The sequence below is a fragment of the Vibrio sp. PBL-C16 genome, assembly GCF_034321865.1.
Lineage (GTDB): Bacteria > Pseudomonadota > Gammaproteobacteria > Enterobacterales > Vibrionaceae > Vibrio > Vibrio alginolyticus.
The window spans coordinates 1,768,085-1,783,169 of the sequence record NZ_JAXLNY010000001.1 but is presented as its reverse complement, the minus strand read 5'-3'; the positions used below and the strand labels follow the sequence as shown (position 1 = coordinate 1,783,169).

Sequence of the window (15,085 nt, the reverse complement as noted above, 5' to 3'; positions counted from 1 at the left end):
AAAGCGCCACTCAAGATGAGTGGCGCAAGCACTTTTACCTTAAAAATAATGCTACGGCGCAGCGTCGATCTCAACTGGAAGATAATGTTTCGGCTCCAGTTTCAACCACTCAGGCAGCACAGTACCAATCGAAATCGAAGACCATGTACCCGACAGAACGCCAATAAACATGGCGGTTGAGAAACCAGCCAAAGGCGCTCCTCCCATAATCCATAATGCACCAACAGTGATCAATGTCGTACCAGATGTCACCATAGTGCGTGAAAACGTCGCGATAACAGCTTGGTCATTGATGTCTTCTGTTTTCCAACTCTGCTTCGCAATCAACAGCTCACGGATTCGGTCTGCAATGATGATCGAGTCATTCAATGAGTAACCTAAAATCGCCAGCACAGCAGCAAAAACGGTTAAGTTGAACTCCATTTGAGTAATTGCAAAGAAGCCAAGCACTAAGATCACATCATGGGCCAAAGCAAACAGTGAACCACTCGCTAAACGCCACTCAAAACGGAAACACAAGTAACCGAGAATACTCAACACACAAATCAACAATGCTAAGCCACCTTGCTCAAACAAGTCTTGGCCAACTTGAGCGCCAACTATACTGTTGCTGACAACATCAACTTGGTGAGAGATTGGCTTCAACACCTCTTCTACACTTGGCAACGTTTGCCCATCTTCCGGCGCAGAGTAACGAATCACCCAACGGCCATCTTCACCAGAGCGTGTCACTGACGCAGATTCACCAAGCTTTGGTTGCAGAACGTCAAGCAGATCATGGTTAGTTAGCTGCTTATCTACCTTTACTTCTGTCACCATACCGCCAGTGAAATCCAAACCTAGGTTCAACCCTTTAAAGCCTAGAGCGACGATGGCGATCACCGTTAAAATGATGGAAACTAGCGTAGTAAAGTAGCGAATTTTACGAATATTTTGTTTTAGCATTTCGACCATGATTAAACCCTCACATCACGACGGGCATCGCGGCCCCAAATTAAATTGATCATTGCTCGAGAGGCAAATACGCCTGTAAACATACTGGTTAACAAACCTAATCCGAGTGTTAAGGCAAAGCCTTGGATTGGGCCATTACCGATGGCGTACAAAATCACGGCGGTGATCATGGTAGTAATGTTGGCATCAAGGATGGTCGAGAATGCGCTGTCAAAGCCAAGATCAATCGCTTGAGCGAAGCTGCGGCCTTCACGCATTTTGTCCTTAATACGTTCGAAAATAATAACGTTGGTGTCCACTGCCATACCGACGGTTAACACTAAACCGGCAATACCCGGAAGCGTTAGAACCGCTCCTGGTAACAAGGCGATTAAGCCAAGCAAACAAAGCATGTTGGCACAAAGCGCCACGTTTGCTACCCAACCTAAGCGGCGGTACCAAAGTGCCATAAAGGTCAGTGTTAAACCCATACCTAAAGCCAGTGCTGCAAAACCGTTTTCAATGTTTTCTGCACCCAGAGAAGCACCGATTGTTCGCTCTTCCACAATAGTAACCGGCGCAGTTAGTGAACCCGCTCGAAGTAATAGCGCTAACTGCTGTGCATCGTCCATGCTACCTGCCCCAGTAATACGGAACTGGCTACCAAGTTGAGATTGAATAGTTGCGACGCTGATAACGCGCTCACTACGCTCAGTTACACCGCGATCGTTTGTTTTGTACTCTCGGTAAACGGTCGCCATTGGCTTGCCGATGTGAGTTGCTGAGAAGTCACTCATTTTCTTACCACCAGCGTGGTCAAGAGAAATATTTACCTCTGACATGCCCATTTTGTCGACACCAGCACGAGCGTTCACGATGTGCTCGCCCGTTAGAACTGGTCGTTTTGCCAAAATCACAGTACGACCGTCATTATCTTGAAGAACAAGATCTTGGCTGCTGTGTGCTTGGCTCGCATCTTTCACTTCATAAAACGCCAAGCTTGCTGTTGCACCAATAACGTTTTTCGCTTGAGCAGGATCTTGTACACCAGGGAGCTCAATTCGAATGCTCTCTTTACCTTGGCGTTGCACTAGTGCCTCTGTGATACCAAGTTCTTCAATACGACCACGCATGATCTTCAGGTTTTGTTGAAGAGTCGACGATTGAAATTCTTGGATATTTTGTTCACTCGGTTCAAGCACAAAGCCACGAGATGAACTTTTTGAAATCCAGCCCGGGTAGTTTTGACGCAAGAACTTGTTTACTTCCGACAATGCTTGCTCGCTGTCACTGTTTACCGTAATTCGGTTGCCGCTTTCTGCTCGAACTTGCACACCACGAACACGTTGATCACGCAGATTCGCTTTGATTTCATCAATCAACGCATCACGTTGCTCTTCAAACGCTTTATTCACATCAACATTCAACAAGAACTGAACGCCACCACGAAGATCAAGACCGAGTTTAATTGGGCTAAAGCCCATCTCATTCAACCATTCTGGCGCAACCGATACGTATGAGAAAGTGATGCTGTCGTCTTTATTTAGCTCTTTGTTTAACAACGCACGAGCTTTACTTTGCGCATCTTCACCATCGAATACAATGGTTGTTTTGCCGTCTTTTTCGATGATTTTGTCGGCTGAAATATGGTTGGTTTTTAGCAGTTGATTCAGATGAACAACCGACATTTCACTGTTGTTTTGATCCGCAAACGTCAACTGGATAGAAGGCTGTTCGCCAAACCAAGTTGGTATAGCACTTAGGGTTAAAATAATGACCGTCGTGATTAATACGACATATTTCCAAGCTGAGTAGTGATTCATCAGCTTTCTGTTCTTTTGCTGCTTTGGTGTTTTTTTCATGTAAACATCATCCCTTCACAATGAAGTGAAGCTTTTAATAACAAGGCTTAACACACGACAGATGCTCCCAGAATAAATTCAGGGTATGAAATGCTCAGAACGCTCACGTCCTGTCGAATACAATCGTCGTGTTAAGAGTGCACAATGGTGCAAATAAATGGTGTTTAGGCAGAAAACTGACTATTGAGTGCGACGTACATGGCATTGGTCTCTTTCCAACCAGAAATGCGATGATCGCTTGTGAAATGATAAAATGTGGACTGGTTGTGACGCCAGTTAATGTCCATCAAGCTGTATGCGTAACCCGCATCAGCGTAAAACGGAGTAGTGAGATCGCCGACAAAATCTACGTGCTCGTCATCAAGCCCTTCCCGTAAGTAAGACGTCCAGCGCTGAGAGTTAAACAAAGCAACGGAATCGAGACTTGCATGGCCTTCAGATACTGGAGATTGAGAGCTTTCTTCTGAAACTTCAGAAAAATCGACGGAAGAGTTTGGCGATACACTTACGGCTACAAAAGGTTGTAGCTTAGAAAAGTGCGGTACGTGAGCCTTGTGGTCGATTTGCGCAGCAGATACATGCACTGGTAGCAATACCATTGCAAATAGCAGCAAAATCAACTTTCTAAGGTAAATCCAAGGCATAGGAACTCACTAAAAACACAAAGAGCCAAGTTAGGTCACTTGACTCGTTGATAGTATTCCTATTGATTATGGTTCACAACTAAAAAGTTATAAATCTCTGATTTCAGGTTTGCATCGTTATTGCATTTATCAAAACGTCTTTAGAAAACTAGTGTAATTGGTGGTGAGTTATCGATAAAAAATATCGCCCTTATCAACATCTAAGTAGATCTTGTTCTCTTGCTCCAAACCGCCACAATAGATGAAGTAAACGTTGCGCTTTTTGAACGTCACAGAACGAACCCAGCCTCCGAGCTCCTCAAAATCACTCGGATCACAGGTTTCATCGTCTAACAATTGCTGTGTTTTCTTACGGAAAATATCCAAGTGAACTTTTAAATCATCCGACTTCTGTAGGTATTCATCCAATATCTCTAAGCGCTCTTGCTCTTTAATAACTGGCTCTGCATCCGATAACCCTTCAGCATTCAACCATTCGGCTTTTTCTTCTCCACCCTCTTCATAGACAAGATAGCCGGAGATTCGGTACCACCCATCTACTTTTTCTAACACCGATACTTTTTCTCCCTTATAGAGCGTATCGACAACTAAAGCATTAGGGTTAGGCTTGTTGTAAACATTGACACGACGCTCAATAACGTAGTACTCGGTAACTTCCGGGGGAACGGCTTCTAAATCCAGAATCGGTTTGGATGTTTCTTTTTGCAGTGACGATTGCTCGACTTGTGTAGCCTTTGGTGCTTCAGGTTCATCTTTCTGCATAAAGAAGAAATAGTATCCAGCCCCCGCTCCGCCGAGCAACAGCATGACAATCAATGCGACGAGAATTTTCTTCATGCCCTTTTCCTTTTCATTCTTTATTCTTATCCCACCAGCAGCACGCATGTCGTAGAAATTTGGGTATATACTCAAAAGAGCAAGTCAACTAACGCGAGCAATAATGATCAACAGACTCAATTGGATACTACTATTTCTTCTGTTCCCGATAACGGGGCACGCCAATATTCAATGTAACCCATCGTCGTGGAATGACAATCTTACCCAATTCAATCGTTTAGAGTCCAATTACAATCAGCATGTTGAGGTATTCAATACACTTTTGACCGAACATAAACAGCGTCAGTTATTGTCCGAAACCTTTTCACTGCATGAGCTCGTGCTACTTTGGCGTGCCAAGTCGAACCAAAATGTGTTCAAAGCGCAATTAAAAGCATCGATTCAATACAAAGAAGAGCTCACAACTAAAGCGAATCAGCTGCTTAAATTGAGCACACAATCCCAATGGTCAGCAAATGGGTGGGAGATACTGGCCCAGAAGTGCCGCGAGTCAAACAAAACAGCCAATCAAATAACTGCGGAATGGTATAACACCAACGCTTTGGAACTTGCTGAAGATTACAAGCGCCTCTCTTCACAATATCAAACTCTGTCACAAGTCTATGATAAAGAAGCCCGAGCGCTTCAATACGCTCAAGATGTTTCGAAGTAAAAACAGAGCCAGTTTTGAATAGACGATGTTGGTTTTTCACTCCAATATTGGACGTTATTCGTGCTTTTTATCTTTCCTTAGTCGTGAACGATATCAAATGTAAATAATGGGATTGTTCCCTTTGACAAACTTGACTAAACCATGACCAAGACAATCAATTTATAGAGACATACGTCACATTAATGCTTTACTTATGGACATTTTTTGGTTAGTTTAGCCATTAATAAAATTTAATAAAAAGTCACATTTGGCTGGAGATGATGCTACAAACATGGTTATCAATCGATTAAGTAACAGGGAATGTCCTAATGCTACCAAAGCCAAGTTTTTGTCAGTAGTTAGGCACGTAAAAGAGTTCGGTTCAATCAGTGATTTGGATCTTTGTAAAATCTTCGGAGAAACAATATGGAGTGATGGGAGGGAATACCATTCAGCCGCGTTCTCATTCAAGGTTGATAGATACACAGGTAACTGTGAAATCTCACAATACAAAAACCAATAAGGCTTAAGAATTTATTAAGCGGAGTCAGGAAACGGACTCCGCTTTTTTGATCATGGCAATCGTAAAGTCGTGCTCGGAGTATCCCTCAATCAATCGTGTATTCGGACACAGCAACCGACAATAGCGAAAGACACCTTCTTTATTGTGCGACGCTAACATTTTCATGCTGGGTAGTTTGGATTCATCCAACAAGTTAAACACACAACCTTTCTCTGTCGCTCGGTACATTTTATCAATCATTTCAATGGTATGATTTGGGTTGGTGGATTGATAGTTCAATGATCCGGAAGCAAAAACAAAATCGCAACGAGGCAATACCAACGTTGAAAAGTCGCCACATATAAACTTACTTTGCGTACGAAAATCTCGTTTTCTGGCTTCAGAGATAAATTGTTTTTGCTGATCAATGCCAATATAGCTTTGAGGATGCAACCCCGTAAGTTCGATAAACGCTAACAAGTCTCCGTAGCCGCACCCAATATCTAAAATACTTGAACCGTCTAACGTTAACCCTCGGCACAACGCCTCAAAACGGCTGTTCTGACTATACTTATCTGCCCATCCCAAAGTTCGGGCTCTGTCTTTACCAAACTGTCTATATCGCTTTCGATGATAGTGGGCAATCTTAAGTCTATCGAAAAATTTCATCTTTCTTATGCATAAATCGGCAAACTGCCATTTCCTTTCACTTGTCTAATCGCCAGGTGGGTATGAATATCTTTCACATTTTCTAATCGCTGTAACTTTCTAGTAAATGTTTCATAACCAGCGAGATCTTTACTGACCACCTCTAACAGGTAATCATAGGCCCCTGATACGACATGGCATGAGATCACTTCATCCATCTCAACAACGGCATGTTCAAACTCATCAATCGAAGAAGCTTGGTGGTTATTTAAACTCACTTCAACAAATACAGTCATTGCGATGCCTACAGTGTCTCTGGACACAATAGCTCGATAACCACTTATTACACCTTCCTGCTCCAAACGCTTAATGCGTCTTGCACAAGGTGATGCCGATAGCCCTACTTGATCAGCAAGTTCTGCCGTTGTCAGAGTGGCATCCTTCTGCATTAGGTTGATAAGTTGCCTGTCAATTTTATCCATTTATTCTTCCGTGCCTTTAATCACCAACAATTAACACTTATACGCAATTTATCACCAACATCAAGCCTAATCACGTCAAACTTTGCCTCCCTTTGGCAAGAGTTTTATTCAACAATTAACACATCATTTACAAATGGACATGTCGATAATGATCTTGGGATACGCAGCTATATTAACGACCTTACTGCTTTGGTCTGGTTTCTTTATTTCTTTAAAAGGGGGCGCAATTTCTGCCTTGCAGCCAGCCGATATCGCGTTAGTTCGCTTTCTCATCCCAAGTATAATTTTATTACCATTTGTGATTAAGCATAAACAGTCGCTGCGCGTAGTGCCTAAACGCTACCTGGTTGGTGTTGTGGTTGGAAGCGGCCTTCCCTATCTTCTGGTCGTCGGAACGGCTATGCATTTCGCTCCCGTGGCGCACGGCAGTGCATTAGTACCTGGCACTTTGCCATTGTTTGTTTCTGCTATCGCGGTACTTTGTTATCAACAGTCGCTGAGTGCTCACCGCTTAATCGGGCTTTCTACGGTGCTGTTAGGGATTTTCGTATTCCTTCTTTCTAATAGCGGCGCAGAGTACAACTGGTCTCAATTACAAGGGCATATCCTGTTTCTAACTGGCAGCATCATGTGGGCTGCTTTCACCATCAGCGCTCGTGTCGCCAATCTTAATGCACACGTCTGTGCAGGATTCGTTGCAATCGCGTCTTTGGCTCTGCTCATCATCGCCGTTGGTTTCGGGTGGGTAGACAGTTATTTGGTGGTAACACCGTTCAGCCAGTGGCCATGGGAGGAGTTATTTGGCCACGCGATGCTACAAGGTGTTGGCGCAGGTTTAATCGCTTCTTTCACTTTCATTTATGCAATTAGGATCATCGGTGCCGAAGCCAGCGCTGCTTTTGGTTCATTAACTCCAGTCGTCGCGACACTTCTTGCCGTTCCAATTTTTGGTGAACAACCAGATTCTCTCACTTGGTTAGCGCTGATGTTGGTCACATGCGGCAGTATTGTGGCAAGCCAAATCTTTATGAAAGATGGAATGAACCAAACTTATCGCCCACCACTTCACAGATAGCGATGATTTTACAAAAACTTATGCCTTACTATCTTGAATAACAAAATGGCGTTTTGATAGCCTCAGCTTAACTAAAAAATTAAAACGCCAATGTGATGCCAGCCACTCATACTAAAGATGAACTGCATAGGTTTCTCAAACCGGGAATGAAGCTTTCTACTAATTTCGAATTTGGGCCTAAGGATCAATATACGTATTCCACCACCTATCTGGGGATGAAAGAAAATGCTTATTTGATTCTTGATATACCAATGCGTTTGCTTGAAGAGCAAGTGATGAGAAAACTCCCCAACGCCGATGTCATCGTGCGTGGTGTATCAGATACGGAGTTAGGCCATGTCATTGCGTTTAAGTCCAGCGTGCTGACGACGACCGTTCGACCATCCCCCCTTTTGTTTATCCGCATTCCAGGAACATTTGCAACCAAACCAGTTCGGGAACATGAGCGTTACAAGTTGCAAATGGACTGTAACGTTATTCATGCAGGGAATGTCTACGACGGTAGCCTTATCGATTTCTCTCTAGCAGGTGTTGGTATATCAACCTTGATTGAGCCCGAATTCAACGTGGGTGAGAGTGTTACCATCGAATGCCCGTTAAGCCACTATATCGGAGAAGAAAATCGATGTGTCATTGCCAACATTAAGAAATTGGTGAAGGGATGGGTAGTTGGAATTAAGTTTGCCAGTCCCATTGAGATGACTCACGAACTAAAAACAGAGTTACTGGAGCAATCCTTTCTAACCAGTAACGTCTGAACTTACTGCTCGCTAAAGCGCGTCGCCTCAAAGCTGTTGAGTATTCTGTGAACCGTATAGGTCACAAGCAGCGTCGCAACAATAGCAAACAAAATACTGCTCACGCGATACAGCGCACTGAACATTAAGTCACCATCCGGAGTAAGATATTGGCCGAACAAAATGCCTAATGTGGTTAAACCGCCAAATCCGGCTCCCGAACCGCTAGACTCTTTCACGTGCATATAACTGAACATCATCGCACCAATCCAAAGCAATGGGACGATAAACAATAAGGTATCCGACCAATCGTATAATACAAGTTGTCCGACGATACCAAAGGTCACCCCCATCAAGGTTCCCATTGCTCTTTTTCGCGCATACCCTAAAGCACCGTTCCAATGCATAGGAAACAATAAAAGTAAGGTTGTCGCCTGAGCAGACATAGAGTCACTGAGGTCAAATAGCTGGAATACAAGGAAAGACATTGTAGCGATACTCGCCCCCATAAGGGCTTCATGACGCATTCGATGACTCTGTTTAGGCTGCGACGGTTTCGCTGGTGGCTGACGAGGTTCCGCATCGGGAATCAAAAATGTCACCACATAAGCAACGATCACTGAAATAACATTCGCTTGCAGATTGCTAAATATTAGGTCATTTAAGTCAGTGGTTGGATAACTCGCAAAATGCAGCATGATGCTTAAGCTCAGTACGCTGTTCGCTCCAAATAAGAACAAGCTCCCTTTTGACATACAGGCGAATTTATACAGAAACAACCCGAATGCAATGATTGTCATCATGCCAGGGTGCCCACCAAATAACCCACCAAGAACACCAACTTCTAATCCACACACAACCGCTGAAAAAATCAGTTGTCGTGCGGCATGTAGACTCATGACTGGCACCATTCCAAGTAACAGCATCGGGGTTACAGTAAAGAATACGCCATAGTTCCAACCAAATACTTTACATAAAGTGAAACCAATGGTCGCACCAGTTGCAATGCGCAAACACTGACGGAAGTCGTTTTCCGACATGGGGTGGTCCCATAACTTCATATCGCCTCCTCGTTAATAAATATAATGAAGAAGACTCAAGAATTGGATCTGGCACCTCGCTAACCAGCCAGATAATGCGTTTTCTGGCAACAACTGCACGGTTGCTCGTGCCCCTGCTGGAAATGCGCGCTGCTGAGGTTCATCGATAGCTAAATGTAAACGTAAGCGCTGCGCGTCTCTCACCCAACGGTTTGAGTCAGTTGGTGTTGCTAAGCGACCATCCGCATCGAATTGACCCGAGCTGACCCCGGCATCCACACTTGTAATACGAGCTTCAAATACATCACCAGGCAAGCTATCAAAAGCCACTAACGCACGGCTGTTCTGATTAAAGTGTCGTAAACTCTTTTCACGAAAGTCGGCAATGATATCCACGTCATCGGAGACTAAAGCGACAAGAGGTGTACCAGCTGCCGCATAGGCCCCCGTCTCCAACTGCAAGTTAGCGACAACGCCATCATGTTCCGCCGAGACTTGAGTGTAAGACAGATTAAGTTCCGCTTGTTTTAGCTGGTTTTGCGCTACGCGGATATTCACATTCGTCGCGCCTAAATCACCGCGGTTTACTTCCAACTCTTTTAAACGAGCACGTGCGGCCAGTAAGTTCGCTTTAGCTGCCGTTGCACTGCTCTGTGCGTCATCGCGCTGCTGTTGCGAAGTACCATTACGGTGAAACAGAGTATTAAGACGTTTTGCTTCGCGAACTTTTTGTTCCGCCACGATTTTGCTCGCTTCAACGTCTGCTTTTGCCGCAGCAATAGAAGCATCAAGTTGTTCGTTGTTTTGAATCACACGCTCGAGGTTAAGCTGAGCCTTTTCTACGGCGAGCTGATAAGGCTGGGGATCAATCTGAAATAGTAGATCGCCTTGGCTTATTTCTTGGTTGTTGGCAACATAAAGATGCGTAATCTGCCCACTCACACGGGGGGCCACTTTAGTTACCACACGCGTTGCCATTGCCTGAGGCGTCAACGGCATAGCGAGATCTGCAACTAGAAAATAGGCAAAGACAAGGACAAACGCGACGCAAGAATATTTGATCCAACGTGCGAATTTTTGATCTGGAGTCATAGGCGTTTACTTCTCTTTTTATTCGGTTTTCTGACTTATTCGCTAAGTGAATCAAGCGCATTGTGAGCAATCTGATCAAGAATCAATGAAAGCTGCTGAAGTTCCTGGTCGTTGATGTCCGTTAGGAGCTTGCTTCGAACTTGAAGAATCCGAGCCTCCATTTGCTTTAGTAGGGTTTTCCCCTCTTCTGTGAGGCTAACAATACGTGCTCGCTTATCGTGTTCACAGCAATGGCGAGTGATCAGAGATTGCTCTTCTAATAATTTTAATGTTCGCATCAACGACGCTAACTCGATCTCAAGCGCTTCAGCCAAATGCTTCTGACTGATGTTGTCACCCATTCGATAAAGCTTCCATAACGCAGTCCAACGCGGATACGTTAGGTTTAAAGGCTCTAACTCGCGATCTGCAACCATTTTCCACAAACGAGCAACACGAGATAATTTTTCAGCCAGAGAAAGGTCTCGCAAACTGTTGATGTCTTGAATCATAAGATCTACTCAATTACTTAGCGTGCTAAGTAATATAAAATAGTTAGCACGCTAAGTAAATATCTTTTTGTGATTGAAATCACGTTGGGTGTGTCAGTGAAGGGGCAGAAATCTAAGTAACACAACACTATGTTTGAACTTGAAATGCAGCGATGTACACAACAAACGTCGAGACCAATAAAGTCTGATTTGTATAAGAGTAAAAGGGTCAGATACAAAAAAGCACAACCCACAGTCATGGTGTTGTGCTTTTCAGATAATGAATAATTGGGTTATCTCGTAGTGAGCCAATTATTCATGTTCGCTCGACTAAGAACCGCTGTTTAAAATCCACAAATGCTTCATGGAGCGCATTTTCTTTAATCGGCTTGAGAAGCACGTAATTTGCACCCGATTCCATAAAGGCGTCACTGGTTTCTTTCGCGGTGTCAGCAGTACACGCATAAATTGGCGTGCCTAGTTTTAGCTTTTGTCGGATCTCTTTGGTCGTTTCAATTCCACCAAGATGCGGAAGTTGGTTGTCCATCAGTATCAAATCGTAAGTATGATCTTTTAAGAATTCCATTGCTTCTAACCCATCTTTCGCCCAATCAACCTGCATTTTGTACTTGTTACAAAACGCTTTTAGAATGAATGCGTTAGTATGGTTATCCTCTACCAACAACACTTTGAGACTCTCTGCAAATAGTTCACCTGGCTTAACTCGCAAACTCGAATCAAGAGGGGTGAGTACTCGCTCACGATCTTTCACTGGCATTGTAATGACAAAAGTCGTTCCTAAACCTTTCTGACTGCGGACTTGAACATCACCTTCCAGCATGTCGACAAGGCTCTTCACAATGGTCAGCCCTAAGCCACTACCACCGTATTCTCGAGTCGTTGTTGCTTCTTCTTGAACAAAAGGTTCGAACATTTGGTCGAGTTTGTCAGACTCGATGCCGATACCTGTATCCGTAATTTCCACGACCAGCACGCTATTGTCAGCACCATAGAACTGCTCCAGTTCCGCATGCAAGCGCACGCTACCCGAGGGCGTAAACTTCACAGAATTACTGACTAGGTTGAATAAAATTTGGTTCAGACGAACTTGGTCAGTAAAGATTTCAACATTGGGATCTATTTTGTTTTCAATGACAAGGTTGACGCCTTTACTTTCACAAATAGGACGATAAATGTTTTCTAACGTTCGAATTGTATCAGTGAAAGAAAACGGGTGCTTTTGGATATTAAACTTACCCTGCTCAATCTTCGAAAAGTCCAAAATATCATTCAAAACAGCAAGTAAGTGCTCACCACTATGCCGAAGTACGTCAATTTGGTTATTCTGCTCTTCTGTTTCCACAGAGTCTTTTAGCAATTGAGCAACCCCTAAAATTCCATTGATTGGCGTTCGGATCTCATGGCTCATTTTAGCCAGAAAGTCGGCACGGGCTTGAGCAGATTTTTCTGCTTCTTTGCGCGCCAAGTTACTCTGTTTTTCCGCCTCAATAAGCGTGGTTATATCCTGACCTTGAACAATAATACCGCTAATATCTCCATCAACTCGAATCGGCGATAAGTTCCAGCGATATACTTTGTCTCCAATTGGCACATTAACGCCTGTCAACGTAGCTCCCTGAGCCGCCATGCGAAGGTGTGGCATCAACTTTTCTTTGAAACCTTTGAACACTGGGTGCATGGTTTCAACATCGTTTTCCATGACTAACTCTTTGCGTGCTGCCGGATTGATTTGGACAAGTACACCCGATTCAGACCACACCATAATAGGTGATAACGCAAAGTTAAACAGGTCGCGGAAAGACCGCTTTTGTGCTTCAAGCTCTTCAAAAGTGTTTTCTAGTGTCGAACCAATATGATCGAATTCCTCAATATCTGACCCCTCAAAACGCTCAAATCCTTTTTCTTCACGAGCCGAGCGGGTATATGCCATCAGGGATCCTAACTCTTCAACTACACGATTCTCGATCCATTCTTTAGTCATTAGCGCAATCATGACCATACCGATAACTGAGGCTAGCATTGCTAGCAGGTGTTGGATTTGCAATGTCACCACGCTCTGATTGTCTTGCACAGTAAGCAAGCACAAGTCAGTCTCGGCGGCATTTACCTCAATAGGGGTTTTGATGATCAATAATTGGTCAAGCTTGTGCTGGGACTCTCGTCGTTTGAGTACGTCAAATATTTGATAAGCCTCATCTCCTACTAATGAACTTGCCAATGGTGTGTTGTTAGCGACCAACACAACATTGTCGACGTTGCCTTCATTTTTTAGCCTTTCCATCAACCCAAAGTTATTATCTAAAACAACAACATTGTAAGAGTACCCCATCACTTCACCGGTTTTAGGTTGTAAAACGGGTACGCGACGAAGTAACAGATGGCGAGTTCCCATCGGGGTCTGTGAGGGTAGATAATACCAGTTGTTGCTAAAGGTCACCTGACTGGCAAGTCGGCTAAGTATCAGATTGTTGATGCCATAGAAATGCGCGTTGCCATCGTCCCAAATAATACCTTGATGATCGGTTAGGAAACGAAACTCTGGTGTATGGGAAGGATCACTCTGGTCAATACTCATGAAAAAGTAATTGAGTGCCTCTTCATCACGTTCTGTATAAAAATCCAATACAACATCACTTTTCGAATTGCTGTTGTGATGAATCTGAATCGCTGCAAAATGGCTATCAAAAATGTTCAGGATCAGGGCAGAGGTCTGCTGATTGGTTCGGTCGACTTCCTGCCAAATAATCTGCTTCGAGAAGTAATAACTCTGAACAAAGATGCCTAGAATGATCGGAGCAAGTACGAGAATAATTATTTTGGTAATAAGCGTCGACAGTGAGCGACGCTTTCTTGTTTTTGATGTAGTTGTCATCAATTATCTGAGTATCTAAATGCACGTTTTCTTAATGCTTCAATTCTTTCTGGAGAGTCCGATTTGGTAACGACTTCAAAATCACCAGAGTAAACGGTGGGAACTGGCTTTCCTTCTAAATCCCACTTAATGGCCTCAGCCATTGCAATACCTGTATCATCGTTCATACGCATAACGGTAACGTCTAACTCCCCTTTAGAAAGCGCCTCTAACTCTGCTGAACCGCCGCCCCAACCATTGATCATGACATCGTCACGACCTAACTCTTTAAGAGCGTCAACAGCACCTAATGCTACATCGGTAGAACACGCGTAAATGAAATCAACGTCCGGATACTTCTCCAAACTGGCTTTTGCTGCTTCATACCCAGATTGCTTTGTTGCTTTGGTGTAGTAAGCAGATTGTAGTTTAAATTGATTATCGCGGTTCACTTGGTTGATAAAAGTGTTGCCTCTGATGTCACTAATGTAGCCCTCTGAGAAGTAGAGAACACTATAGTGGCTATGTTTAGGGAAACGCTTGCCAAACTCAACGGCCAATTCACGACTTCCTTCTGCGTGGTCGAAACCAACATAAAGAAACGGCTGATGATGTTCCCAATCCCTAACAGGTGTGGTGATATTTTGTAAAATTAACTTGGTTTTCTTTGAATCTAAGACATGCTCAACAAACTTACGATGTCTTGTGGTATCTAGAGTAAAGATCAAGTAATCGGAGTTGCTTTTCAGCGCCTCCATTAAAGACAAACTTTGCTGCTTTATATCTGCATTAGGACGAGTAAACACTTGATTTAGTTGATAGTCGATATCAAGCTTATCTAGGCGTTTTTCAAACGCATCGATGTTTCGAATCCAATAATCAGAGATCTGCTGCCCTGGATAAACAACAGAAATTTTCAGTGGACGCTTTTTGTCTTTTGCTACGGGTACAGGGGTTTCTCTTACCACTTCAGCCAACGCACTAGTTAACTGCTTCTGTTGTGGAAACTGGTCTAAAAACTCTTGATATGCCCAATACCCATTAAGAACTTGGGTGGCCTGCACATTCGGCGCAAAAGCGGCCATTGAAATCAGGGAGAATACTAACGCTTTTTTCATCTACTGCTCTTTTAGCTTTTTTATGAGCCTAATTCAGCTCTATTCATTACCTAGCCGAGTCATCCTATACTCTTGTAATCTACCTTCCTCTTAGTGCCTGTTTCAATAGTAAATTGGTTCTTGGTCTGAGTGGATGCAAATA

Annotated in this window: 14 protein-coding genes; 3 read left to right on the top strand and 11 right to left on the bottom strand. The window is 43.6% G+C overall.

Annotation, left to right across the window (positions count from 1 at the left end; genetic code table 11):
- Positions 1-51: 51 nt before the first annotated feature.
- From secF to UQW94_RS07830, 4 genes are all read right to left on the bottom strand, one after another.
- Positions 52-954, bottom strand: a complete 903-nt coding sequence (gene secF / locus UQW94_RS07845; protein ID WP_005373567.1) for a protein translocase subunit SecF — start codon at positions 952-954, stop codon at positions 52-54.
- A 2-nt stretch (positions 955-956) separates the two neighbouring features.
- A complete protein-coding gene (secD, locus tag UQW94_RS07840) occupies positions 957-2,795 on the bottom strand; it encodes a protein translocase subunit SecD (protein ID WP_005373570.1) in 1,839 nt (612 codons plus the stop codon).
- Between the two features lie 164 nt (positions 2,796-2,959).
- Entirely contained in the window at positions 2,960-3,439 is a 480-nt protein-coding gene (locus UQW94_RS07835; protein WP_005373572.1) for a hypothetical protein, read from the bottom strand.
- 168 nt (positions 3,440-3,607) lie between these two features.
- Positions 3,608-4,276 carry an SH3 domain-containing protein gene (locus UQW94_RS07830; protein ID WP_005385650.1) on the bottom strand — a complete coding sequence of 223 codons (669 nt, stop codon included), beginning with the start codon at positions 4,274-4,276 and terminating at the stop codon, positions 3,608-3,610.
- A gap of 103 nt (positions 4,277-4,379) precedes the next feature.
- On the opposite strand from UQW94_RS07830, the gene UQW94_RS07825 reads away from it, so the two are divergent.
- The gene (locus UQW94_RS07825; protein ID WP_017635183.1) at positions 4,380-4,928 is read left to right on the top strand and encodes a hypothetical protein; all 549 of its coding nucleotides are present in this window, start codon (positions 4,380-4,382) and stop codon (positions 4,926-4,928) included.
- Positions 4,929-5,454: 526 nt separating this feature from the next.
- Here the strand turns inward: UQW94_RS07825 and UQW94_RS07815 are convergent.
- Together UQW94_RS07815 and UQW94_RS07810 are read right to left on the bottom strand one after the other, a co-directional pair.
- A complete protein-coding gene (locus UQW94_RS07815) occupies positions 5,455-6,078 on the bottom strand; it encodes a class I SAM-dependent methyltransferase (RefSeq protein ID WP_167416148.1) in 624 nt (207 codons plus the stop codon).
- Between the two features lie 5 nt (positions 6,079-6,083).
- On the bottom strand, positions 6,084-6,539 hold the full coding sequence (locus tag UQW94_RS07810) for an Lrp/AsnC family transcriptional regulator (RefSeq protein ID WP_005373581.1): 456 nt from the start codon (positions 6,537-6,539) through the stop codon (positions 6,084-6,086).
- A gap of 148 nt (positions 6,540-6,687) precedes the next feature.
- On the opposite strand from UQW94_RS07810, the gene UQW94_RS07805 reads away from it, so the two are divergent.
- Together UQW94_RS07805 and UQW94_RS07800 are read left to right on the top strand one after the other, a co-directional pair.
- Entirely contained in the window at positions 6,688-7,614 is a 927-nt protein-coding gene (locus tag UQW94_RS07805) for a DMT family transporter (protein WP_025767932.1), read from the top strand.
- Positions 7,615-7,709: 95 nt separating this feature from the next.
- Positions 7,710-8,372 (top strand): flagellar brake protein, encoded by a 663-nt coding sequence (locus tag UQW94_RS07800; RefSeq protein ID WP_017635180.1) that lies wholly within the window; start codon positions 7,710-7,712, stop codon positions 8,370-8,372.
- Positions 8,373-8,374: 2 nt separating this feature from the next.
- On the opposite strand, the gene UQW94_RS07795 is transcribed toward UQW94_RS07800, so the two are convergent.
- The 5 genes from UQW94_RS07795 to UQW94_RS07775 all read right to left on the bottom strand — a co-directional run bounded on the left by UQW94_RS07795 (position 8,375) and on the right by UQW94_RS07775 (position 14,943).
- Positions 8,375-9,412, bottom strand: a complete 1,038-nt coding sequence (locus tag UQW94_RS07795; RefSeq protein ID WP_017635179.1) for a DUF2955 domain-containing protein — start codon at positions 9,410-9,412, stop codon at positions 8,375-8,377.
- A 12-nt stretch (positions 9,413-9,424) separates the two neighbouring features.
- Entirely contained in the window at positions 9,425-10,483 is a 1,059-nt protein-coding gene (locus UQW94_RS07790; protein WP_005373588.1) for an HlyD family secretion protein, read from the bottom strand.
- A 35-nt stretch (positions 10,484-10,518) separates the two neighbouring features.
- Entirely contained in the window at positions 10,519-10,974 is a 456-nt protein-coding gene (gene slyA, locus UQW94_RS07785; protein ID WP_005373589.1) for a transcriptional regulator SlyA, read from the bottom strand.
- A 295-nt stretch (positions 10,975-11,269) separates the two neighbouring features.
- The gene (gene luxQ / locus UQW94_RS07780) at positions 11,270-13,846 is read right to left on the bottom strand and encodes a quorum-sensing autoinducer 2 sensor kinase/phosphatase LuxQ (RefSeq protein ID WP_322142162.1); all 2,577 of its coding nucleotides are present in this window, start codon (positions 13,844-13,846) and stop codon (positions 11,270-11,272) included.
- Positions 13,846-14,943, bottom strand: a complete 1,098-nt coding sequence (locus UQW94_RS07775; RefSeq protein WP_104976231.1) for an autoinducer 2-binding periplasmic protein LuxP — start codon at positions 14,941-14,943, stop codon at positions 13,846-13,848. The genes luxQ and UQW94_RS07775 overlap by 1 nt, the downstream gene beginning before the upstream one ends.
- Positions 14,944-15,085: the final 142 nt, after the last annotated feature.